The following is a 22,164-nucleotide window of genomic DNA, read 5'->3' on the forward strand; positions in this document are numbered from 1 at the left end:
ATGCAATGGGAACAGTTGCTCTCTTTACGGAAGCAAGGGAATAAAAGCAAAAGACTCAGGATAGAAGAAAACGAAACTCGCTTGGGTTTTGAGGTGGATTACGATCGCGTTATTTTTTCATCGCCTTTTAGAAGTTTGCAAGACAAAACACAGGTTATTCCACTATCAAAGACTTCTTTTGTGCATACCCGATTGACACATAGTTTAGAAGTCTCTGTAGTTGGCCGCTCTTTGGGTAGAATTGTTGGAAAGGAAATATTGAAAAAACATCCGCATTTGCAAAATGTACACGGCTATCAATTCAACGATTTTGGAGCTATTGTGGCTGCGGCCGCTTTGGCGCACGATATTGGCAATCCGCCTTTTGGTCACAGTGGTGAAAAAGCCATTGGCGATTATTTTTTAAACGGAAAAGGCAAGCGTTTCAAAAATCAACTCACCGAAAAAGAATATCAGGATTTGGTGGACTTTGAAGGAAATGCCAACGGCTTCAAGATATTGACCGAATCTAAAAACGGTGTTGAAGGCGGTTTGCGGTTGACGTATGCTACTTTGGGCGCGTTTATGAAATACCCAAAACAATCCCTTCCCAAGAAACCCACAGCTCACGTTGCCGATAAAAAATTCGGCGTTTTTCAAAGTGAAACAGATTTTTTCACGGAAGTAGTTTCTGAACTTGGTCTTTTAAACCGAAACAATAATGGTTTTGCACGCCATCCGCTCACGTTTCTCGTGGAAGCAGCTGATGATATTTGCTACACGATAATAGATTTTGAAGACGGCATCAATCTGGGTTTAATTGAAGAAGAAATAGCGCTGGAATATTTGATTAATCTGGTTCGAAACAATTTAAAAACAGAAGTTTATTCGCGTTTAAATACGCCACAGGACAGATTGGCTTATTTACGTGCGATTGCCATTAACACCTTGATTGCCGAAGCCGCCACTATTTTTATTGACAATGAGGAAGCTATATTGAAAGGAACTTTTTCCGAAGCTTTGCTTGACAAAAGCCAATACAAAGCCCAGATCGCAGATATTATTAAAATAAGTATTGAAAAAGTGTACCAAAGCACCGAAGTGATGGAAAAGGAGATTGCCGGTTATACTATATTGTCAACTTTACTTGATGTATTCACGACGGCTTATGAAAACCATTACCACGGTAAGGCGCGTCATTATGATAAGTTATTGTTGAGAATGTTTGGATGCGATCTTTCACAAAAACCGCAGTCGGTTTATGAATATATAATGGAGTGCTGTAGTTTCATCTCCAGACTTACTGATGGGAACGCCCTTCAGATTTTTCAGAAAGTAAGAGGGAATTTGTAGATAAAAGTGAACGTTGCGTCGAAATATGTTAAAAATTGAATTTAAATAGGGTTTATCACCAATTTTATGATATTTTTATAAATTCAATTTTTGGAAATTATATATCAACATTTTTTTTGATCAATCATTTCTGATCGTAATCACCTAAAAACTTAATTTTTATCTTATGAAAAAAATTCTTTACTTAATTATCATTTTTGCTGTAAATGTTTCCTTTGCACAGGATTACAGCAGTGTGATAAAATCGTACCTTCAACAAAACCGAGCGCAATATTCGCTACAACAGCAGGATATTTCCGATATTTCGGTTGCTTCGCAAAGCTTTTCAAAAAGCTTGCAAGTTCAAAATGTTTATGTTGAACAACGCCACCAAGGCATTAAATTGTTCAGTTCTGTTTCCTCATTCGTTATAAAAGATGGGGCAGTAATAAGTGCAAAACTTTCTTTTACTGAGAATGCTGCTGCAAAAGTAAATAGCACTTCGCCATCTATTTCGGCAGTAAACGCAATATCAAAAGCTGCAAACTGGCTTGGTTTGGAAAACCCTTCAAATCTTAATTTGTTAGAAACAATTTCAGATAATAGCTACATTTTTTCCAATGGCAATATTTCATTGGAAAACATTCCAGTAGAACTTGTTTATCAAAAAATGGATGAAACGGGTGCTTTAAAACTTGCTTGGGATTTGAGTATCTCTCTTAAAGATGCCTCTCATTATTACAGTGTTCGTATTGATGCCCTTACTGGCGAATTATTGGATACTAACGATTGGGTAGTGAGCTGTAACTTTGAAGGTTCACATTCTCATGCCAATACTGGCAGTCTGCTTTTCTCAAATAATAAGGTAACCAATTCAAGCCGTACGCTTGGTGATGGTTCTTCCTATCGTGTATTTGCTTTGCCATTGGTTGCTCCTAACGATGGAGATGATACAATAGTTTCTGATCCTTCTGACCCAACAGCTTCCCCATTTGGATGGCATGATTGGGATGGTATAGCAGGTGCAGACTTTACTGAAACTAAGGGTAACAATGTTTTGGCAAATGAAGATCGAAATGGAAACAATGGTAATGGTGGAACTGCTGATGGTGGCCCAACACTTACTTTTGATTTTCCTTTTAACCTTCCTCAGGTCCCAGTTAACTTTTTGGATGGAGCGCTTACCAATTTGTTTTATATGAACAATATGATGCACGACATTCTGTACCATTACGGTTTTGATGAAGAAAGTGGAAACTTCCAAAAAAATAACTATGGCAATCCTGGTAATGGAAATGATTTTGTTGTTGCTGATGCACAAGATGGTAGTGGTATGAACAATGCAAACTTTGGAACACCACCTGATGGCGGTGCACCAAGAATGCAAATGTATCTTTGGAATGCCCCAGGCAAGGTATTGGGAACTTTTCTTACCGTGAACAATGGTCCGTTGGCTGGTGTTTATTATGCAGCCGATTCCAATTTTGCGCCACCATTGCCAGTTTCTCCTATAACTGCAGATCTTGTGGTGATAGTGGATGACAGTGGCGATCCAAATGACGGTTGCAACAATGTAACTAATGGCGGTGATTTGAACGGTAAAATTGTGGTAATCAAAAGAGGAACTTGTGCTTACAATATAAAAACGCTCGCTGCACAAAATGAAGGTGCTTTAGCTGTAATAGTTGTGAATGACGTTCCTGGAGATCCTCTTGCAATGGGAGGAAATGGTTCTGGCATCACAATTCCGGCCATTATGGTATATCAATCAGACGGAGAGGCTTTAATTACCTCACTTCTAAATGGAGATACCATTAGCGCAACATTGGAAAATGACGGTTCTGGAGATGATCCTTTCCAAAGAGATGGAGATCTTGACAATGTGATAATCGCACACGAATACGGCCACGGTATTTCTAACCGTTTAACTGGAGGCCCTAGTCAAGCTGGCTGTCTTCAAAATGAAGAGCAGATGGGTGAAGGTTGGAGCGATTATTTTGGATTGATACTAACAATGAAGCCAGGTGACTCTAGAAATGATTACCGTGGTATTGGTACCTATGCACTAGGCGAAGGTATAGGTGGAAGAGGTTTAAGAACTAAATATTACAATACAGACTTCGCAGTAAATGATTTTACATACAATAGTATTAAAACCCAAGCAGTTCCTCACGGAGTGGGCTCCGTTTGGACAACTATGCTTTGGGATTTAACTTGGGACTTGATTGACCAATACGGTTTTGACTCAGATGTTAAAAACGGAACTGGCGGTAATAACATTGCGCTTCAACTTGTTATGGACGGAATGAAACTTCAACCTTGTAGCCCTGGATTTGTTGACGGAAGGGATGCTATACTAGAAGCTGACCTGCTTGCTAATGCTGGAGCTAACAGATGTCTTATCTGGCGTGCTTTTGCCAAGAGAGGTCTTGGAGAAAATGCTATTCAAGGAAGTACCAATAGCAGATCTGATGGAACCGAGAATTTTGATATTCCAGTAGGATGTGAGCTAGGTATTTCTGATAACTCAACTTTTAACAATTTCATAGTTTATCCTAATCCTTCAAATGGAGAGCTTAGCATTAAATCTCGAATTGATGTTGGAGAAGCTACAATCTCTATTTTTGATATGAATGGTAGAAAGGTGTTCAATCAAACAGTTGAACTTCACCAAAGTGCAACTATCAACGCATCTGGTCTTACTTCAGGTATATACTTGATGCAGATCAACAGTGCTGACCGTTCGCAGACAACTAAATTGATAATCAACTAAGATTAGATATATTTTTTAAAACTCAAAAGAGGCTCGAAAGAGCCTCTTTTTTTATAAGTTTTTTTGAAGGATTTGATTTATTTTTTCTGAAGAAATACCTGCAATTTCCTGCAATTCTGAAACGGTACCCTGTTCGGGAAAAACATCCGGAATACCTATAATTTCAATTTTGTTTTTATAGCCTTTTGAAGCAGCAAAAGTAGCTATCGAAGATCCCAGACCGCCAATAATCGTTCCGTCTTCAACCGTAATAATTGTTTTGTATTTCTTGAAAATTTGATGCAGAAGCATTTCATCCAAAGGCTTTAAGAAACGCATATCAATCAAACCAATTTTTTCCTGTTGTACAGCTGATAACATTCCAATTGCTTCCAGAGCATTATCTGCTATTGTTCCAATGGTTAAGACAGCTATTTCATTCCCTTCTTTTAAAACATCAGCTTTTCCTATTTCAATTTTGCTAAAAGGTTTTTGCCATTCCATAATCCGCCCCCTACCGCGCGGATAGCGAATAAAGATGGGTAGCTCCAATCCTTGTTGTGCAGTAAACAATATGTTCCGAAGTTCAACTTCGTTTCGAGGTGCAAAAATGATGAGGTTAGGGATGCAGTTTAAATAGGCCAAATCAAAAATACCGTGATGCGTTGCTCCGTCTTCACCCACAATCCCAGCACGATCTAAACAGAAAATTACAGGTATTTTTTGGAGGCACACATCGTGAATAACTTGGTCATAAGCTCGCTGCAAAAAAGTGGAATAAATATTACAAAACACGTTAAATCCTTGGGTTGCCATTCCTGCGGCAAAAGTAACCGCGTGCTGTTCTGCAATACCCACGTCAAAAGCTCTTTCGGGGAAAGCATCCATCATGAACTTTAAGGAACTTCCTGTAGGCATTGCGGGAGTAATACCTATAATTTTTTTATTTTTTGAAGCAAGTTCAACCAGTGTTTTTCCGAATACATCCTGAAATTTTGGAGGCTGAGCATTACTGCTTTTTGGAGCGAGATCGCCGGTAAGCGCATCAAATTTACCTGGCGCATGATACACGACTTGATTTTCTTCGGCTTGGCGTAACCCCTTGCCTTTGGTTGTAATTAGGTGTAGCACTTTTGGTCCTGGAACATTTTTAAGTCTTTCTAATTCTGAGATTACGATGTTCAAATTGTGGCCATCGATTGGTCCAGAATAGTTGAAGTTTAGTGCTTCAAAAATATTGTCAGCATCTTTTGCGCCATTGAATTTCACTTTGGTAAAATAGTTTTTCAACGCACCCACACTCGGATCGATGCCAATAGCATTATCGTTTAAAATTACTAAGAGGTTAGTGTCTGTAACTCCCGCGTGGTTCAACGCTTCAAAGGCCATTCCACTGGCAATGGAAGCGTCGCCAACCACGGCAATGTGTTGTTTTTCTATTTCACCTTTTAATTTTGAAGCGATTGCCATTCCGAGCGCTGCAGAAATTGCAGTACTGCTGTGGCCTACACCAAAAGTATCATATTCACTTTCGTCGCGTTTTGGAAAACCGCTGATACCACCCAGTTGTCGGTTTGTGTGAAAAATTTCTTTTCTTCCTGTCAAAATTTTATGGCCGTAAGCTTGGTGGCCTACATCCCACACCAAAATATCATCGGGCGTGTTGAACACATAATGAAGCGCAATGGTAAGTTCTACTACGCCAAGGCTGGCACCCAAATGCCCCTCTTTTGTAGCTACTATATTTATAATAAATTCACGAAGTTCCAGCGCCAATTGTGGCAATTTTTCCTTCGGGATTTTCCGCAGGTCTTCGGGGTATTTTATAGTACTTAAGATATTTTCTGACACGATGCAAAGATACAGCTATTGAGAATTTGTTAATTGGTGAATTCGTTAATTTGTTAATTCGTAATTTCGCTTTTTCAAATTCTGATTAAAAGCCTGAAATCTTGAGTATAATAAACCCATACAACGACACCTATTTTATGAAACGCGCCCTGCAAGAAGCTGAGGCTGCTTATGAAAAGGGAGAAATACCAATAGGTGCGGTAATCACGATAAACAATCAGATTATTGCCCGCACACATAACCTCACGGAAACACTGAACGATGTGACTGCCCACGCCGAAATGCAGGCCATTACCTCTGCAGCAAATTATTTGGGGGGGAAATATTTAATAAATTGCACGCTGTATGTTACTATTGAACCCTGCCAGATGTGCGCAGGGGCTTTGTTTTGGAGCCAAATTTCAAAAATAGTTTATGGTGCGAGGGATGAACAGCGGGGCTGTATTTCTTTAAATACAAAACTACATCCCAAAACAGTAATGACTGGTGGAGTGATGGCTGAGGAAGCTTCACAACTTCTAAAACGTTTTTTTATCGAGAAAAGAAATTTAAATTAGGCTTCGATATAATTCTGATGAAAAATCGGAATCACTCAGCCCTAAAAAAAAGCCTTTCATTTTTGAAAGGCTCTTAAATCCATAACGTATATCTTTTAGTCGTGGATTACGCGAACTTGAGCCGCAACACGTCCTTTTCTTCCTTCTTCTTCAACATATTCTACTTTGTCACCTTCGTTAAGAGCTTCTCCGTTTAAGCCGGTTACATGTACAAAAATGTCTTTTCCAGTATCATCATTAGTGATAAAACCAAAACCTTTAGATTCGTTAAAAAACTTTACTGTTCCTTCCATTGTAAATAAGAAATAAATTAATAATTAGATACAAATGTATAATAATTATGATTTCATGTGTTAAGGAAATGAAAATTTTTTAAAAATCACCAGTAGTTTAAATCTTTTTATCTTTTTGGTAATCTTGCATCTTTTCAATGTTTTCCTTGGTGAGCATATAGTCTTTTACGCTTCGATTTTTCCATCGGTGATAGATGAAAAGTGGCATTAAAACAAAAAAACCAACCATTAAAGTAAGGCCAATAATTAAATTTCCTGTAGCTTCATCTTCGGCCTTAATATAAAAACCTATGCCCAAGGCAATGAGAACCGAAATGAACAAAATTGTCAAAAAATATTTCATCTTATTTTATTTTTACTCATTACTGAATCATTTCCCCGAAAAATCAATCAATTTTCTTCGATATGCTGTTAGTAATTTAGATTTTGAAACGAAGCCGTAGTATTCCCCATTGTTGATTACCGGAAGATTCCAGGCCCCAGTATCCTGAAATTTTTTCATCACGTCGGTCATTTTATCTTCGTTTAGGTCAATCAATCCTGGCGGGCTGTGCATAAGCTCACTGGCTTTTATTTCTTCGTATAAATTTTGGTCAAACATTACGGGTCGCAGGTCATCTAAAAGAATGATTCCTTCCAAGGCATTTGTTTTTTTGTTCAGCACTGGGAAAAGATTCCTTTTGGATTTTACTACGGCTTGATGTACCATTTCGCCGAGATTCATTTCAGGGTAAACAGCAATGAAATCGCGTTCAATTACCGTTGTAATGTCCATTAAGGTGAGTACCGCATGGTCTTTGTTATGAGTAATAAGATCGCCTTTTCTACCCAGTTCCATCGCATAAACAGAATGGGGAATAAAATATTTGGTAAGCGAAAACGAAATGACTGCAGTAACCATTAAGGGTATAAAAAGTTCGTACCCACCGGTCACTTCAGCAATTAAGAAAATCGCTGTCAAAGGTGCATGCAACACTCCCGCCATTAAGCCAGTCATCCCAACCAAAGTAAAATTACTTTCTGAAACAGGGTGGTTAAGAAATCCGATGTTATTAAGAATTTTTGCAAAACAGTTGCCCATTATGCTTCCCATAAAAAGTGTTGGCGCAAAAATACCCCCCACACCACCTGCACCAAAAGTGAGTGCGCTGGCTATAATTTTAAAAACTACCAATCCAGCCAATAGCAATATAACTACCCAAATGCTGGAAAGGTCTAAATTGAAAAAGTTATTTTCCAAAGCCACTTTCGGGTTGCCCTGAACCAAATTGTTTATCACGTCAAACCCTTCTCCATAAAGTGGCGGGATGAAATAAACTAAAATCCCCAAACCGATGCCCCCGATCAATAAACGTTTAATAGGTGAACCAATTTTCTCAAAGAAATCTTGGATGTTGGAATACATCTTTGTGTAATAAATGGAAACCATTGAAGCTACCAATCCCAAAAGAATATAAAAAGGAATGTCGTTGATAACGAATTTGTCTGTGATTTTAAAAGGCAACAATACGTCGGTTCCCAGAAAGAAATACGAAGTTGTAATAGCCGAAACCGACGCCAAAAGCAAAGGAACCATGGAAGCTAGGGTAAGGTCCAGACTGAAAACTTCCACCGCAAAAATAATTGCGGCGATAGGTGCTTTAAAAATGGCGGACATTGCACCAGCTCCTGCACAGCCAATCAGCAAAGTTCGCGTTGACTGGTTCAGATGAAAAATCCGTGAGAGATTGGAGCTTAACGCTGCGCCAGTTGCCACTGTAGGTCCTTCCAGTCCAACAGAACCTCCAAAACCAACCGTGATTGGTGCTGTAATTAAACTACCAAACATTTGAAAAGGTCGCATAAAACCTTTTCGTTTTGAAATTGCATAAAGGGTTGATGGAATTCCGTGGCTTACTTTGTGGCGAATTATATAACGCATTACCAAGAATGTCAAGGTAAGCCCGATAATAGGAAAAATAAAATAAAATGCTGTTTGGTAATGTGCAATAAGCTTCCCTTCCAACAAATGTTGGATGAGGTGGGTGAGGTTTTTTAAAACTACAGCCCCCATTCCTGCCAAAAGCCCAACCACAATGCTCAATATAAACACAAACTGTTTATGTGAGATGTGCTTTATCCTCCAAATAAGGAAGCGTGTTAGTAAGTTTCGTTTTTGTGTGGGCATTGGGTTTCTAGTTCCGAATTTAGTTTGTCAAAATCTTGTGGAAAAATTTGATATAAGGTTTCCACATAATCTCTATTATTATAATAACCATTCGCAAAATCTACTTTTGCATCTGCTAGCAATTTTTTTGCGGTTTCACAATCTTCTTTTTCCTTTAGAATTAAGGCTTTGTAATATTTTCCGTCTGCAGAATGGTCTCTATTGTAAAAAAGCAGTTTGTCAAAATCTTTCAAAGCTTCGTCAAAATTACGCTTTTCAAAATAAGCAATTCCACGGTAAAGAAATGCTGTTGGTTCAGCCCAATCTTCACCACTTTCTTCAGTAATTTGGGTTAAATATTTTTCGAAATAGCTGATGGATTTTTCATAATCCTTCAATCCCAAATAAGCAATGCCGCGCCAATAATCTACGCTATGACCCTGTGGCGCATCTGTAAAATTTGGTGTCAAAGTGTCTGAAGCGTCAAAATCTGCAATGGCTTTTTTGTAGTCACGGTAAAACCATAAATAATTGTAGCCTCTATAAGGTTGCCAAATAGTGGCATTGCAGGCTACCGCTTTATCCATTTCAACCTTCCATTTATTCGGCATTCCCCGTTTTAAATAAGCAACTGAAAGCTCACGAACAGCATCACAATTGTCGGGGTCTGCTGAAATAGCTTCTTCAATACGGGTCATGCTTTTTGGTGAACCTTGGGGAAGGTGGCTTCCTCCATCAAAAATTTCCACAGATAATTTTTTGCGTTCTTCTTTGGAAAGTGCACTGTAATCCTTGCCTTTTTCTGAACATGAAAATGCCAGAATCAGCACGAATATACTAAGGAAGTATTTCGGTAATTTCTCCATTTTCAATTTTATAGGATACGTAATGATAATAATTTCTGGGCACTTCATTATATGTATAAACTGCCCAATGCGAAGGATCTGAAGTAATTTTCAAAAGCTGATCTACCATTTCTTTGGTATGTGGAGCTTCTACATAATCTTCGTTAATTTCAATAATCTCAAACCAACCGGGATTGCCTTCACAATTCACCAAAAACCTGAAATTTACATAACCAGAATCTGTATAACCTTCGTTTTTATATGCTTTTAGAACGTTGTCCTTAAATGTTCTTTTGTTGTTTTTGTAGGCATCAAATGGAGCTCCGTGATGGGTTTTAAAAATTGTACCATCATCACATAGAGAATAGGTTTGGCTAAGTAGTGCGGTGTTTTGGTCTATAAAGCCTATGTAATGTGGGTATTTTTCTTCATCAGTTGCATATTTTCCATAGTAGTTATAATAAATATAACTGCTATAACCGACAAAGGCTAAAACAAGAAAACCAATAACTAATGCGGTGATCTTTATTGTTTTTTTCCAATTCATCTTTAAAGCTATCAAAAAATCCTGCAAGTGCAGGATTTTTTATTATGATTTTATTTCGACCTTCAAATGAAGTTCCTCAAGTTGTTTTTTGTCTATTGGTGCAGGCGCATCTATCATCACGTCGCGACCTGAATTGTTTTTTGGGAAGGCGATGAAATCACGGATGGTTTCCTGTCCACCCAAAATTGCAACCAATCTGTCCAAGCCGAAAGCAATACCGCCGTGAGGTGGCGCGCCATATTGGAAGGCGTCCATCAAAAAGCCAAACTGTGCTTTTGCTTCTTCAGGTGTAAAGCCTAAATAATCAAACATTAAGGCTTGTGTTTTTTTATCGTGAATCCGTATTGAGCCACCGCCAATTTCGTTTCCGTTTAAAACTAAATCGTAAGCGTTTGCTTTTACTTCCCCCGGATTGGTGTCCAAAAGTTCCAATTGCCCAGGTTTTGGAGAAGTGAAAGGGTGGTGCATGGCGTGGTATCGGTTTGTTTCCTCATCCCATTCCAATAGCGGGAAATCAACTACCCAAAGTGGGGCGAATTCATTATTTTTCCTCAATCCCAGTTGCTCTGCTAAATGCATACGTAACGCACTTAACTGTGTTCTCGCTTTATTTTTTGTTCCGGAAAGTACGCAGATTAAGTCGCCCGATTTTGCATCGGTTGCTTCTGCCCACTTTGCCAAATCTCCTTGGTCGTAAAATTTATCTACGGAAGATTTATAAGTACCGTCTTCGTTGCAACGAACGTAAACCATTCCCATTGCGCCAATTTGTGGACGTTTTAGCCAATCAATTAAATTATCTATTTCTTTTCTGGTGAAAGCATTTCCACCGGGAACTGCTATTCCGACTACCAATTCTGCTTGGTTGAAAACGCCGAAATCCTTGTGTTGTGCAACTGTGTTAAGCTCACCAAACTCCATCCCGAAGCGAATGTCTGGTTTGTCGTTTCCGTATTTCGCCATTGCATCATCATAGGTCATTCTTGGGAACTCGGAAACTTCCACGCCGTTTATTTCTTTTAGAAGATGTCTTGTCATGCCTTCAAAAGCGTTCAGAATATCTTCTTGTTCCACAAATGCCATTTCGCAATCTATTTGTGTGAACTCTGGCTGGCGGTCTGCACGCAAATCTTCATCGCGGAAACATTTTACTATTTGAAAATATTTGTCCAATCCGCCTACCATCAATAATTGTTTAAACGTTTGTGGCGATTGCGGAAGCGCATAAAACTGCCCTTCGTTCATTCTGGAAGGAACTACGAAATCACGCGCACCTTCAGGAGTTGATTTTATTAAATACGGGGTTTCCACTTCAATAAATCCTTCATTTGAAAGATAATTGCGAACAGCCATTGCAACCTTTGAACGGAAAATAAGGTTTTCACGAACTGGCTTTCTACGGATATCTAAATAACGATATTTCATTCGCAAATCCTCGCCTCCGTCTGTTTCGTCTTCAATGGTGAAGGGTGGGGTTAGGGATTCGTTTAGAATATTTAGTTCAGAAACCAAAATTTCCACATCGCCGGTGGGCATGTTTGGGTTTTTGGATTCGCGCTCAATAACGGTACCTTTAACTTGGATTACAAATTCGCGCCCCAGTTTTGTAGCTTTTTCAATTACTTCCTTGGAAGTTCTTTCCTCGTCAAAAATAAGTTGGGTGATGCCATAGCGGTCGCGAAGGTCTACCCAGACCATAAAACCTTTGTCACGGGTTTTTTGTACCCAGCCTGCAAGGGTTACTTCTTTATTTATATCTGCCGCGCGAAGCTGGCCGTTGTTGTGTGTTCTGTACATAACATTTCCCGCGTAGGCGGGAATCTTTTGAATTAAACCTAAATTGTATTGAGGGAGCAAATTTAATAAGTATTAAATGAATTGGAGTGGTTTTGAAGGGATTATTATTTGATTGCCAAGAATACACGAATGTATAAAAAGAAAGACCTACAAGGTCTTGAAAATCTTGCAGGTCAAGAAATATTTCGGAATACTCAGTGAGTCTATTCTTTTATAAATTTTTTCACTACAGTATTACCGTTTTCATCTTCAATATTTATAAAATACATGCCGCTTGATAGGTTGGAAACATCTATGAAGATTTGGTTTTCAAGCTTTCCATTTTTAGTGCTTAAAAGTTTGCCTTCTATGTTGAAGATTTTGACTTTTAGATTTTCTGTAGGATTTGTTGCACTTAAAAACAGTTTGTCTTTTGCGGGGTTGGGGTATAGACTAAAGTTCGCTCTTTTTAAATCTGTTAAACTTAGACTACAATCCTCACTATATGAAGACCAATCATCCTTACACCATCCTTCAAGAGGAAATCCTTCACATTCAGGATAAATAGCGTTTTCGTCATCCACTTGAATGCACATTAAACTTACATTACCTGTGGAAAACATTCCACCCATATTGTGATTATTACCATTATTAAGAAATAGACTGTTTAGCTGATTATCATTGCACTCTAAATAATTAAGATTATTATTTTCAGACAAATCTAATCCCGTTAAATGATTATTGGAACAAACAAAAACTTCAAGATTCAAGTTTTGGGTTACATTTAAATTATCTATTAGGTTATCCCAACAAAGTAATGATTTGAGATTTAGGTTTTGAGACACTTCTAATGTAGTTAATTGATTGTTTGCACACCATAATCTCTCAAGATTTAAGTTTTGGGATATGTCTAAATTGCTTAGAAGATTTTCTTCGCACCATAAGTATTTGAGATTTATATTTTGAGTGACATTTAAACTATTTAACTGGTTAAATATGCAAGTTAACTTTTGAAGATTCAGGTTTTGTGACATATCTAACATAGTTAGTTGATTTCCTGAACAATATAATTCTTCCAAGTTTACAAAACTTTGTATTCCTTCCAAAGATGAAATGTTTTTATAGTTCACAGATAAATTCAATACTGCTTCGGCTTCACTCACCTGTATTTCACCGTCATTATTGGCATCAACGCCCTCCTCAATAAGAGCATTTTTAAAGTTCGTGTCGGGAACATTTACAATTTGCGCAAAAGAATTTGCACTAATGTTGAATAGCAGAAGGTATAATAGTGTTTTCATAATTTATTCTTTTATAAATTTTTTCACTTCCATCTTACCGCTTTCATCTTCAATATTTAGAAAATACATACCGCTGGTTAGATTGGAGACGTCTATGGCGGTTTGATTTTCAAGTTCTAAAGTTTGGTTGCTTAAAAGCTTGCCCGCTACGTTAAAGATTTTTATGGTTAGATTTCCAGTGATGTTTTTTGAACTTAGAAACAATTCGCTTGTCGCGGGGTTTGGGTATAGATGAAATTTATTTTTTTGAAAGTCTGAAGTGGAAAGTGGGTAACTTTTAAAAATGGCATAACCCATTAAAGGACTTGACATAGAAAGTACCTTGCCTCCATTATCTTGAGTGATACTGAACCAAAAGCCGCCGGCAATAAAACTGAAATATTCATTTTCAAACCAGTTATGTTGCTGTATGCCACAATCATTTGTGGTTGCCGTAAAACTCATGTAACCCAACTCATTTGGTGGAAAAAGCTCGTAAGTACCGCTAAATGTATTACAGGCGCCTTCACCATTAAATGTTAAATCTTCTGAAATGTCTAAATAGGGAGAAATGGGAGGATTTATAAGAGAAACATCATAAAAAGTGCCCAAATCTGTACTCATAACTTCATATAAATACCAGGTATTTTCAAAAAGCTGTGGGTCTTGCGCAAAAGAAATTGCACTGAGGTTGAATAGTAATATGTATAGTAGTGCTTTCATAACTTTGATGGTTAATAGACTGTTGATCTTTTAAAGGTAAGCCTAAACCTACAAAAATAAAAAAGGGTTTTTCCTATTTTTCACGAAGTCCGTTTCCTATAATTTAAAAACCCCTTGGAAAATAACTTCCAAGGGGTTTTTAAATAATCTAAAATTAAGTTCTCGCCTGAACTTCGACACTTCGGCTGCGCTCAGTGCAGGCAAGCTCAGTGTGACACGCTCAAACGGACAAAACGGTTACTTACTCTCCATTCTCAGTTGGTCCTTCGCTTTCAATTTCTTCAACTCCTTCATTCTGCGTTTTTTTCTAAATCTAATCTTGGCGCGGTTTACCAAATAAAACATTACAGGTACCACAATCAAGGTTAGGAAGGTCGCGAAGATCAAGCCAAAGATAACCGTCCACGCCAGCGGGCCCCAGAAAATAACATTGTCACCGCCTATGTATATGTTTGGATTGTAATCTGTAAACAATCCAAAGAAATCTATGTTGAAACCTATTGCCAAAGGTACAAGCCCAAGCACGGTGGTAATTGCGGTAAGCAATACGGGGCGCAGACGCGATTTTCCTCCTGCTATTATGATGTCAAAATACTGTCTTTTAGTAAGCATATCGTCATCGTCCATTTCTAGGTCGTTCATTTTTCGGTCTATCAAAATCTGGGTGTAATCTATGAGTACAATGGCGTTGTTCACCACAATTCCCGCAAGGGAGATGATACCCATCATTGTCATAATAATTACGAAATCCATATGGAAAATTACCAGACCGAGGAACACGCCCGCCAAGCTTAGAATAACCGATGTTAAAATAATCACCGGTTTGGAAAGCGAGTTGAACTGCGCCACCAAAATAAGCAAGATACCGCCCAAGGCATAAAACAATGCCATTAAAAGGAAACCCATGTTGTCTGCCTGTTCTTCCTGCTCGCCCGTAAATGCTAGGTTTATGTCTTTGGGGAGTTCGTAGTTTTGAAGTTCCGTTTTTAAGTCGGTTACAATTTCCGTAGCGTTGTAACCACCGATTACGTTTGAATACACTGTGATTGTTCGCTTTAAATCTTTCCTTTTAATAGAGCTGAAGGAAGCGGTGTTGTTCTTAGTAACCATTGCGGAAATAGGTATTTGAACAATATTACCTTGATTATTCCTGAAAGTAATTGGCTGATTGAAGAGTGCGCTTTCATCATAGCGTGTTTTTTCGGAAAGGCGCACGTTTATTTCGTAATCGTCGTCGCCTTCTTTATAGGTGGAAACTTCCTCTCCAAAAATAGCGCGTCGCAGCGTTTGCCCAATCTGTCCTGTGGAAATGCCTAGTTGACCTGCTTTTTCACGATTTACGGTAACGTCCATTTCGGGCTTGCTTTTGTTCACGTCTATCTTCAATTCTTCAATACCGCTGATGCCCAAACCTTCAATATAGGAACGCAGGTTTTCAGCTTGACGAAGCATTTCTTCATAGTTTTCACCAATCAATTCAATGTTAATAGGATAACCAACAGGAGGTCCGGCAGCATCTTTTTCAACAATAATAGAAGCTCCTGGGAAACCTTTTACAGATTCTCGGACTTCTTCCAAAACAGTACTACTTTTTACCCCACGACGCAATTGGAAGTCGCGCATGGAAAGGGTTATTTTTCCTTTTTGCGGCATTTCGTTGCTTTGCCCTCCATCGGTTTGCGGATTTCCTGCACCTTGACCCACCTGCGAAATGGCAGATTCTACCATATAGTTATAACCGTTATCATCATATTTTGAGATGGCGTCATAAACGCGTTGCTCAACCTGCTTGGTAAGATCGTTGGTTTTTTCAATGTCTGTTCCCTGCGGATATTCTATGTAGGTAATAATCTGGTTGGGTTCATTTTCGGGGAAGAAAAGCACTTTTGGTTGTGCAATTCCCACTAAAACGAAAGACAGAATTAAAAGGATAATTGTTCCGAAGAAAAACACGTAAGCTTTTTTTCCGCGCAAAGCGTATTTGAGAACTCGTTCGTAGAAATTCTCCAGTTTTTTAAGGGATTTGTATTGAAAATAATCCACAGCTCCTGCCAACACATATTTATATAACCAAAGCAGGAGGGCAGCAAGTATGGCCAAGTTTCCAAAACCTCGGAAAGCGGCAACATCCATTGCAAAACCAGCAACCAGAAGCAAAATACCTACGCCCAGCAGAATCAAGCTCCAGCGGATAAGTTTCTTTTTTGTCATGGATTCTTCTTCAGTTTTCATAAACTCTGAAGTAAGCATGGAATTGATAATCAAAGCCACAAACAGCGAGGATGAAAGCACCACTGAAAGCGTGATGGGGAAATAAATCATAAACTTACCAATCATACCTGGCCACAGCCCAAGTGGAAAAAATGCTGCAAGAGTAGTGGCAGTTGAAGCAATAATAGGCCAGGCGATTTCGCCCATACCTTGTTTTGCGGCCTTTCTAGGCGACATGCCTTCGCTCATTAAGGTGTACACGTTCTCAACCACCACAATACCGTTATCTACCAGCATTCCCAGACCCATTACGAGTCCGAAGAGTACCATTGTGTTTAATGTAAAGCCTAATGATGATAAGATAAAAAGCGACATTAACATAGAGAGCGGAATGGCGAAACCTACAAAAAGTGCATTTCTAAAACCAAGGAAGAACATCAATACAATTACTACCAAAAGCACCCCGAAGATGATGTTGTTCACCAAATCGTTCACTTGGTTTTCGGTTTTGATGGATTGGTCGTTTGTTAAACTAATGTATAGACTCTGCGGCAAATAGTTTTCCTGTTCTTCGGCGACTATTTTCTTGATCTGCTCAACGGCCTCGATCATGTTTTTTCCAGCGCGTTTTTTTACATCGAGCATTACCACGGGTTTCCCGTATTCACGGGCGTAGGTTGTAGCGTCTTTCTCCTTAAATTTTATATCGGCAATATCTTTTAGGAAAATAACCCCATCGTCTTTTTTAACGACTATGTTTTCCAGTTCTTTTGGATCTTCAATTTCACCAGTGATACGGATGTTTTTTTGAACGCCGTTGGTAATGATATTTCCTCCGGAAATTGTGCTGTTTTCACCTTTCACAGCATTTATTATATTGTCAAAACTTACCTGTGAAGCGGTCATTTTATAAATATCCACAGCAATTTCAACCTCTTTTTCCTCAGCACCACGGATGGTAGCTTCTTTAATTTGTGGAAGCAGCTCAATTTTATCTTGAAGATATTCGGCGTACTCTTTCAACTGCTGTACAGGATAATCTCCTGTAAGGTTGATGTTGAGGATGGGCATTTCTTCGGAAAAATTCAAATCGAAAACGTTTGGCTCTACTTTTCCGCCATTGGTTAGCGTAGGCCACGTGGTTTCAGCTTTTACCTGATCTACCTTATCTTTTACCAATTGTTTTGCAACAGGAATCTCTACGCTTTCCTCAAATTCAACAATAATAATAGAGTAATCTTGAAGGGTAGTGGAAGTGATTTCCTTTACTCCGGCAACGTCTTTGAATTCTTCCTCCAAAGGTTCTGTGATGAATTTTTCAACATCCTCTGCCGAGTTTCCAGGATTTACGGAACTCACATAAATTTTGGTTTCAATAATTTCTGGAAAAGCCTCGCGTGGCATGCTGTAATAGGCGAAAGCACCCAAAAACAGGATAATGGCCATCACTACATAGACCGTCATTTTGTTGTCAATGGCCCAAGACGAAATACTAAATTCTTTATACGGATTTTTGCTCATGGTGCAAAGTGTTTCTTAGTTTTTGATGGTTACTTTTTGACCGTCGCGAAGGGTTTTTGCACCTTCTTTAATTATGGTATCGCCTTTTTTGAGGCCTGATTTTACTTCAGTATGGTTTTCATAAGAAAGTCCAGTTTCAAGAATGATGCGTTTTGCTATTCCAGTGGAGTCATTTACAGGTTTGTATAGGTAAGCAATGGTTTCACCCTCGGCATTTTCCTGTAAAATATTTTCGGGAACGGTAATAGCATTTTCAGCGCTGTAATCGTTCACTTTTACAGTGGCGATGAGGTTTGGTTTTACCAATCCGTCTTTGTTTGGAATCTCAACCTGTATGTCAAAACTTCTATTGTTTGGGTTGATGTAATTACTCACCTGGCGCACCGTTCCGGTGAATTCTTCGTTGATTGAAGCTAAGTTCACTTTTACCTGTGTTCCTTTTTTAATATTTTTTAGGTAGGTTTCAGGGATGGATGCTTTCACATACATATCGCTCAAATTTACTAAACGGATTATCGGGGTTTGGCCGGGAACAACCACTTGTCCTGGATCTGAAATAATTTCGTCCACTACACCGCTAAAAGGTGCTGTAACGATTGTTTTTCCTAGCTGAGAACGCATTTGTTGTGTGGCATTTTTGGCCGCTTCATAATTGGTTTTAGCCTGAAGAAATTGGATTTCAGAACCTATTTTTTGATTCCAAAGTTTTTCTTGACGTTCAAAAGTTGTTTTGGCCAGTGCCAATTGAGCTTCTTGTTGTGCTACTTGGCTAGACATTCCGCCATCGTCTATTTTTGCAAGACGCTGTCCTTTAGAAACGCGCTGACCTTCTTTTACATATACATTAGTAAGCACTCCTGAATATTCAGCGTTAAGCACTACGTTTTGGTCTGTTTCCACGTTGCCTTGTACTTCAACGTAGTGTTTAAAAACACTATCCTTAATGACTTCAGCAGTAATTAAAGCTGGGCGTTCTTTCTTTTCGTTTTGATCTATGTATTCGTTTAGCTTATCGATATCAGCCTTAAGTTCACGCTGTTGTTTGTTCAATTCGGTACGTTTTGCTTTTACCGCTTCCATATTATTGGAACCAATTACCGCATCCACCGATTTGTTATCACCGCCGCAGGAAGCCAGTGTGATTAGCGTAATAAGAAATAGAATTGATTTTTTCATTTGTTGATTTATTTTAAAATAGTCGATTAGATGAGATGTGTTTTAATATTGGCCTTTAATTTCTTCGTAATTAATGCGCAACTGCGGAATATTGAGAACAGTTTCTAGATTTGCCTTTTCATTAATTACTTGCAGCATAGATTGAAAATATTGCTGTTGTGCTGTGTAAAGTTGTGTTTGGGCTTGACGTAAATCAAAACTTGTTGAAAGACCTTCTGTGAATTTTATTTGATTTTTGTTTTCTATTCTTTCAGCCAAAGCAAGGTTCTTCCTTGAATTTTCATAGTTTTCTATAGCGAATTGATAATTGCTTTGAGCTGTTGTAAGATCAAGTTTTATTTGTTGTCTGGTTTGTTCCAACTCAGTCTTAGATTGATCCAACGCAATTTTGGTGCGTTGAACGGCTGAACTCCGCATACCACTGCTGAAAATTGGGATATTCAAACTAACTCCTAATACAGAAGATTGATACCATTTTTGGTCACCATTAAAAAAACTAAAATCCTCACTATTGGCAGAAGTGCCATAGTTTACAAAAGCGGAAAGCCTAGGAAGAAATTTGCTGCTTTCAAGTCTGTTTTCAAAGTAGCGTTGCTCTGTTAAATTAAAAGCAATTTTATAATCTACGTTATCTTCTATTTTTATTGACGAATCTAAAAGCGAAAGGCTTATATTTTGACTGGCCAATTGATCCAGATCATCGGTCAACGTTATGGGAGCTTCCACATCAATTCCCAAGGCAAGATTGAACATTTGTTTGGCGATAGCCTGACTTCTGCGGGCGTTGTTTAGTTGGGTTTCTATGTCCAAAAGTGTTATTTCAAGTTGTTCCACGCTTTCTTCTTCACCTAAACCGTTTTCGTAAATTTTTCGGGTTTCGAAAAGGTTTTGTTCAAGGTTGGCTTTGTTTTTATCAAAAATATCTACCAATTCCTGCGCCAGTAAAACACTACCATAAGCGTTGATTACTCCTTTTCTGACTTCCAAACGTGTTTTTTCGTTGGCGTTTTCTGAATATCTCAAAAATGCTTTGGCTGCCTTAAGACCCACGAGATAGCTCCCATCAAAAATTAATTGATTTAGCGTTGCAACCGCATTTGCATTTTGTTTTGTTCCGAAGGTAATCGGCACAAAAGTACCGGGCTCACCTCCGCCAAATTCAGCGGGAATAAGGGATACAGGTTGTTTCAAGTTATTGTTATAGCTTACACTTCCATCTATCTGGGGCAAGCCTTGCGCCGTGGTTTCCCATTTTTGCTTTATGGCTTTTGCAACGTCGCGCCTTGCATTTATGGATGTGTAATTGCTGTCTAGCGCAAAGGTTACGGCCTCTTCCAAGCTGAAAGTGTAATTTTTCTGCTGTTGTGAAAAAGCTAAAGTAACTGATAGTATTAAACTGAAAATCAAAAGTTTTTTAGTCATTGGTTTGATGCTCTTTGATGAATTTTTTTAGTGTTAAAAGTCCTTCTTCCGTAACAATGCCCCGTAAATGGTATTCAAGATATTCTTCGGTAAGGAATTTTGTGGAAAATTTTTCAATTGGGAAAAGATATTGATCCTTGATGCCCGTAATCCCCAGAAAATAAAGACGGGCAATAAAATCGGTGTCCAAATTGCTTCGGTACAGCCCTTGATTAATGCCCTTAGTGATATTTTTTTGGGTACACTCCATCATTTTTTCAAACTGGTTCTGATGTAGTTTCTTGCTTATCTCCGGATAATATTTTTGAAGTTGGTACTGTGGCGAGGATTGGTCATCTTCGAGTTTACGCAAAATGAATTTCTTAATTTCGAACAATTCCTCAATAGGATCTTGGTCCAAAGCGCAAATTTGGTCTATGCCACTGGTAATGCTGTTCATAACGCAAAAAGTACATTCCTTTACCAGAGCTGTTTTATTCTTAAAATGAGTATAAATGGTTTTTTTTGAAATAGCCATTTCATTGGCAATGTCGTCCATAGTGACACTCTTAAAGCCAAGCTTTAAAAACAGTTCTGTTGCTTTTTGGATAATTTTTTCTTTCATAATAGGGTGCAAAGATATATCACGGAAACTTTTAAAACAAAAAAAGTTTCCTAAGTTTATTGTTTTTAACATTGCGTTAACAACAAACCTATTTTTGAGTTTAAGTTGTGTGCTTTTGCTTTGCTTGTTTTACTTTAGCCGAAATTTTTTGACGGATGGAAATTTTAAAAAAATATAACACAAAGCTACAAGAGCATCTTGAGAAAGCTGTTTTGCAAAAGGAGCCTCACCAACTCTACGACCCTATAAAGTACATTCTTTCGTTGGGGGGAAAACGAATTCGTCCCTCACTGACGTTGATGGTGTGCGATTTTTTTGGTTCAGATTTTAAGAAAGCAATGAGCGCCGCATTAGCGGTTGAACTATTTCATAACTTCTCCCTCATCCATGATGATATTATGGATAACGCCCCTTTGCGAAGGGGAAAAAAAACAGTTCACGAAAAATGGGACGTAAACACCGCCATTCTTTCTGGCGATGCGATGCTAATTTTGGCTTATCAATTTTTTGAGAGCTATGAGCCAAAAATGTTTCAAGAGCTTGCAAAACTCTTCAGTGAAACCGCTTTACAGGTTTGCGAGGGCCAACAACACGATATGGATTTTGAAACACGTGATGATGTTACACTGGTGGAATACATAAAAATGATAGACCATAAAACTGCAGTCCTATTGGGTGCAGCAATGAAAATGGGAGCTATCGTAGCAGAAGCATCGGAAAGTGATAAAGATAAAATTTATCAATTTGGAAGAAATTTGGGTATTGCCTTTCAGTTGCAGGATGATTATCTAGATGTTTTCGGCAACCCAGAAACCTTCGGAAAACAGGTGGGTGGCGATATTATCTCTAACAAAAAAACTTTTCTGTATTTGATGGCGGTAGGGAACGGCTCTTCAGTTCAAGCTGAGGAACTGGAACATCTTTTCAGCATTAATCCGAAAGATCCAACAGATAAAATTTCAACAGTAAAAGAGATTTTCCTTACCTCTGGCGCGGCGAAGGCCACTCGCGATGAAATAGAAAAATATAGCAAAAACGCTTATTCACTTTTGGAAGCCATAAATATTTCTGAAGAGAAAAAGGAAATGTTGCGCGGGTTTGGAAACAGCTTAATGCAGCGGAATATTTAAAAATTAAGAAGCAAATTCC

At 38.4% G+C, this 22,164-nt stretch carries 17 protein-coding genes; 4 read left to right on the forward strand and 13 right to left on the reverse strand.

All coding sequences use genetic code 11. The annotated features are described in order from the left end of the window. Together ESU54_RS01775 and ESU54_RS01780 are read left to right on the forward strand one after the other, a co-directional pair. Positions 1-1,332 (forward strand): deoxyguanosinetriphosphate triphosphohydrolase, encoded by a 1,332-nt coding sequence (locus ESU54_RS01775; RefSeq protein ID WP_170253248.1) that lies wholly within the window; start codon positions 1-3, stop codon positions 1,330-1,332. A gap of 166 nt (positions 1,333-1,498) precedes the next feature. Further along, positions 1,499-4,084, forward strand: coding sequence for a T9SS-dependent M36 family metallopeptidase (locus ESU54_RS01780; RefSeq protein ID WP_111842827.1), 2,586 nt, complete (start codon positions 1,499-1,501; stop codon positions 4,082-4,084). Between the two features lie 51 nt (positions 4,085-4,135). Here ESU54_RS01780 and ESU54_RS01785 read toward each other — a convergent pair whose 3' ends face one another. Next, positions 4,136-5,914, reverse strand: coding sequence for a 1-deoxy-D-xylulose-5-phosphate synthase (locus tag ESU54_RS01785; protein WP_111842826.1), 1,779 nt, complete (start codon positions 5,912-5,914; stop codon positions 4,136-4,138). A gap of 107 nt (positions 5,915-6,021) precedes the next feature. Between ESU54_RS01785 and ESU54_RS01790 the strand changes: the two genes are divergently transcribed. Beyond that, positions 6,022-6,471: a nucleoside deaminase gene (locus ESU54_RS01790; RefSeq protein ID WP_111843249.1), complete on the forward strand. Its 450-nt coding sequence runs from the start codon at positions 6,022-6,024 to the stop codon at positions 6,469-6,471. A 95-nt stretch (positions 6,472-6,566) separates the two neighbouring features. Here ESU54_RS01790 and ESU54_RS01795 read toward each other — a convergent pair whose 3' ends face one another. The 12 genes from ESU54_RS01795 to ESU54_RS01850 all read right to left on the reverse strand — a co-directional run bounded on the left by ESU54_RS01795 (position 6,567) and on the right by ESU54_RS01850 (position 21,015). After that, positions 6,567-6,764 carry a cold-shock protein gene (locus tag ESU54_RS01795; protein WP_111842825.1) on the reverse strand — a complete coding sequence of 66 codons (198 nt, stop codon included), beginning with the start codon at positions 6,762-6,764 and terminating at the stop codon, positions 6,567-6,569. A 97-nt stretch (positions 6,765-6,861) separates the two neighbouring features. Further along, on the reverse strand, positions 6,862-7,107 hold the full coding sequence (locus ESU54_RS01800; protein WP_111842824.1) for a hypothetical protein: 246 nt from the start codon (positions 7,105-7,107) through the stop codon (positions 6,862-6,864). Positions 7,108-7,134: 27 nt separating this feature from the next. Further along, positions 7,135-8,931: a chloride channel protein gene (locus tag ESU54_RS01805; protein ID WP_111842823.1), complete on the reverse strand. Its 1,797-nt coding sequence runs from the start codon at positions 8,929-8,931 to the stop codon at positions 7,135-7,137. Next, positions 8,904-9,776 (reverse strand): tetratricopeptide repeat protein, encoded by an 873-nt coding sequence (locus ESU54_RS01810; RefSeq protein ID WP_111842822.1) that lies wholly within the window; start codon positions 9,774-9,776, stop codon positions 8,904-8,906. Before ESU54_RS01810 ends, ESU54_RS01805 begins: the two co-directional genes overlap by 28 nt. Further along, a complete protein-coding gene (locus tag ESU54_RS01815) occupies positions 9,748-10,302 on the reverse strand; it encodes a hypothetical protein (RefSeq protein ID WP_111842821.1) in 555 nt (184 codons plus the stop codon). Before ESU54_RS01815 ends, ESU54_RS01810 begins: the two co-directional genes overlap by 29 nt. Before the next feature lie 42 nt (positions 10,303-10,344). Further along, positions 10,345-12,099, reverse strand: coding sequence for an aspartate--tRNA ligase (aspS, locus tag ESU54_RS01820; protein ID WP_111843248.1), 1,755 nt, complete (start codon positions 12,097-12,099; stop codon positions 10,345-10,347). Between the two features lie 203 nt (positions 12,100-12,302). Continuing rightward, complete coding sequence (locus ESU54_RS18035) at positions 12,303-13,379, reverse strand: T9SS type A sorting domain-containing protein (protein ID WP_146848071.1); 1,077 nt, start codon at positions 13,377-13,379, stop codon at positions 12,303-12,305. Between the two features lie 3 nt (positions 13,380-13,382). Next, positions 13,383-14,081: a T9SS type A sorting domain-containing protein gene (locus tag ESU54_RS01830; RefSeq protein WP_146848072.1), complete on the reverse strand. Its 699-nt coding sequence runs from the start codon at positions 14,079-14,081 to the stop codon at positions 13,383-13,385. Between the two features lie 237 nt (positions 14,082-14,318). After that, the gene (locus ESU54_RS01835; RefSeq protein WP_111842818.1) at positions 14,319-17,813 is read right to left on the reverse strand and encodes an efflux RND transporter permease subunit; all 3,495 of its coding nucleotides are present in this window, start codon (positions 17,811-17,813) and stop codon (positions 14,319-14,321) included. Between the two features lie 15 nt (positions 17,814-17,828). Further along, positions 17,829-18,989 carry an efflux RND transporter periplasmic adaptor subunit gene (locus tag ESU54_RS01840; RefSeq protein ID WP_111842817.1) on the reverse strand — a complete coding sequence of 387 codons (1,161 nt, stop codon included), beginning with the start codon at positions 18,987-18,989 and terminating at the stop codon, positions 17,829-17,831. Positions 18,990-19,031: 42 nt separating this feature from the next. Beyond that, positions 19,032-20,411: a TolC family protein gene (locus tag ESU54_RS01845; protein WP_111842816.1), complete on the reverse strand. Its 1,380-nt coding sequence runs from the start codon at positions 20,409-20,411 to the stop codon at positions 19,032-19,034. After that, the gene (locus ESU54_RS01850; protein WP_111842815.1) at positions 20,404-21,015 is read right to left on the reverse strand and encodes a TetR/AcrR family transcriptional regulator; all 612 of its coding nucleotides are present in this window, start codon (positions 21,013-21,015) and stop codon (positions 20,404-20,406) included. The genes ESU54_RS01845 and ESU54_RS01850 overlap by 8 nt, the downstream gene beginning before the upstream one ends. Positions 21,016-21,170: 155 nt before the next feature. Here ESU54_RS01850 and ESU54_RS01855 point away from each other — a divergent pair, with 155 nt between their 5' ends. After that, positions 21,171-22,145 (forward strand): polyprenyl synthetase family protein, encoded by a 975-nt coding sequence (locus tag ESU54_RS01855; RefSeq protein WP_111842814.1) that lies wholly within the window; start codon positions 21,171-21,173, stop codon positions 22,143-22,145. Positions 22,146-22,164: the final 19 nt, after the last annotated feature.

This window comes from Aequorivita antarctica (assembly GCF_007997155.1).
GTDB lineage: Bacteria > Bacteroidota > Bacteroidia > Flavobacteriales > Flavobacteriaceae > Aequorivita > Aequorivita antarctica.

What these genes read in the sequence shown, in the direction of transcription:
- ESU54_RS01775 (WP_170253248.1), top strand. Translation starts at nt 1, where the DNA reads ATGCAATGGGAACAGTTGCTCTCTTTACGGAAGCAAGGGAATAAAAGC.
- ESU54_RS01780 (WP_111842827.1), top strand. Translation starts at nt 1,499, where the DNA reads ATGAAAAAAATTCTTTACTTAATTATCATTTTTGCTGTAAATGTTTCC.
- ESU54_RS01795 (WP_111842825.1), bottom strand. Translation starts at nt 6,764, where the DNA reads ATGGAAGGAACAGTAAAGTTTTTTAACGAATCTAAAGGTTTTGGTTTT.
- ESU54_RS01800 (WP_111842824.1), bottom strand. Translation starts at nt 7,107, where the DNA reads ATGAAATATTTTTTGACAATTTTGTTCATTTCGGTTCTCATTGCCTTG.
- ESU54_RS01805 (WP_111842823.1), bottom strand. Translation starts at nt 8,931, where the DNA reads ATGCCCACACAAAAACGAAACTTACTAACACGCTTCCTTATTTGGAGG.
- ESU54_RS01810 (WP_111842822.1), bottom strand. Translation starts at nt 9,776, where the DNA reads ATGGAGAAATTACCGAAATACTTCCTTAGTATATTCGTGCTGATTCTG.
- ESU54_RS01815 (WP_111842821.1), bottom strand. Translation starts at nt 10,302, where the DNA reads ATGAATTGGAAAAAAACAATAAAGATCACCGCATTAGTTATTGGTTTT.
- aspS (WP_111843248.1), bottom strand. Translation starts at nt 12,099, where the DNA reads ATGTACAGAACACACAACAACGGCCAGCTTCGCGCGGCAGATATAAAT.
- ESU54_RS18035 (WP_146848071.1), bottom strand. Translation starts at nt 13,379, where the DNA reads ATGAAAACACTATTATACCTTCTGCTATTCAACATTAGTGCAAATTCT.
- ESU54_RS01830 (WP_146848072.1), bottom strand. Translation starts at nt 14,081, where the DNA reads ATGAAAGCACTACTATACATATTACTATTCAACCTCAGTGCAATTTCT.
- ESU54_RS01835 (WP_111842818.1), bottom strand. Translation starts at nt 17,813, where the DNA reads ATGAGCAAAAATCCGTATAAAGAATTTAGTATTTCGTCTTGGGCCATT.
- ESU54_RS01840 (WP_111842817.1), bottom strand. Translation starts at nt 18,989, where the DNA reads ATGAAAAAATCAATTCTATTTCTTATTACGCTAATCACACTGGCTTCC.
- ESU54_RS01845 (WP_111842816.1), bottom strand. Translation starts at nt 20,411, where the DNA reads ATGACTAAAAAACTTTTGATTTTCAGTTTAATACTATCAGTTACTTTA.
- ESU54_RS01850 (WP_111842815.1), bottom strand. Translation starts at nt 21,015, where the DNA reads ATGAAAGAAAAAATTATCCAAAAAGCAACAGAACTGTTTTTAAAGCTT.
- ESU54_RS01855 (WP_111842814.1), top strand. Translation starts at nt 21,171, where the DNA reads ATGGAAATTTTAAAAAAATATAACACAAAGCTACAAGAGCATCTTGAG.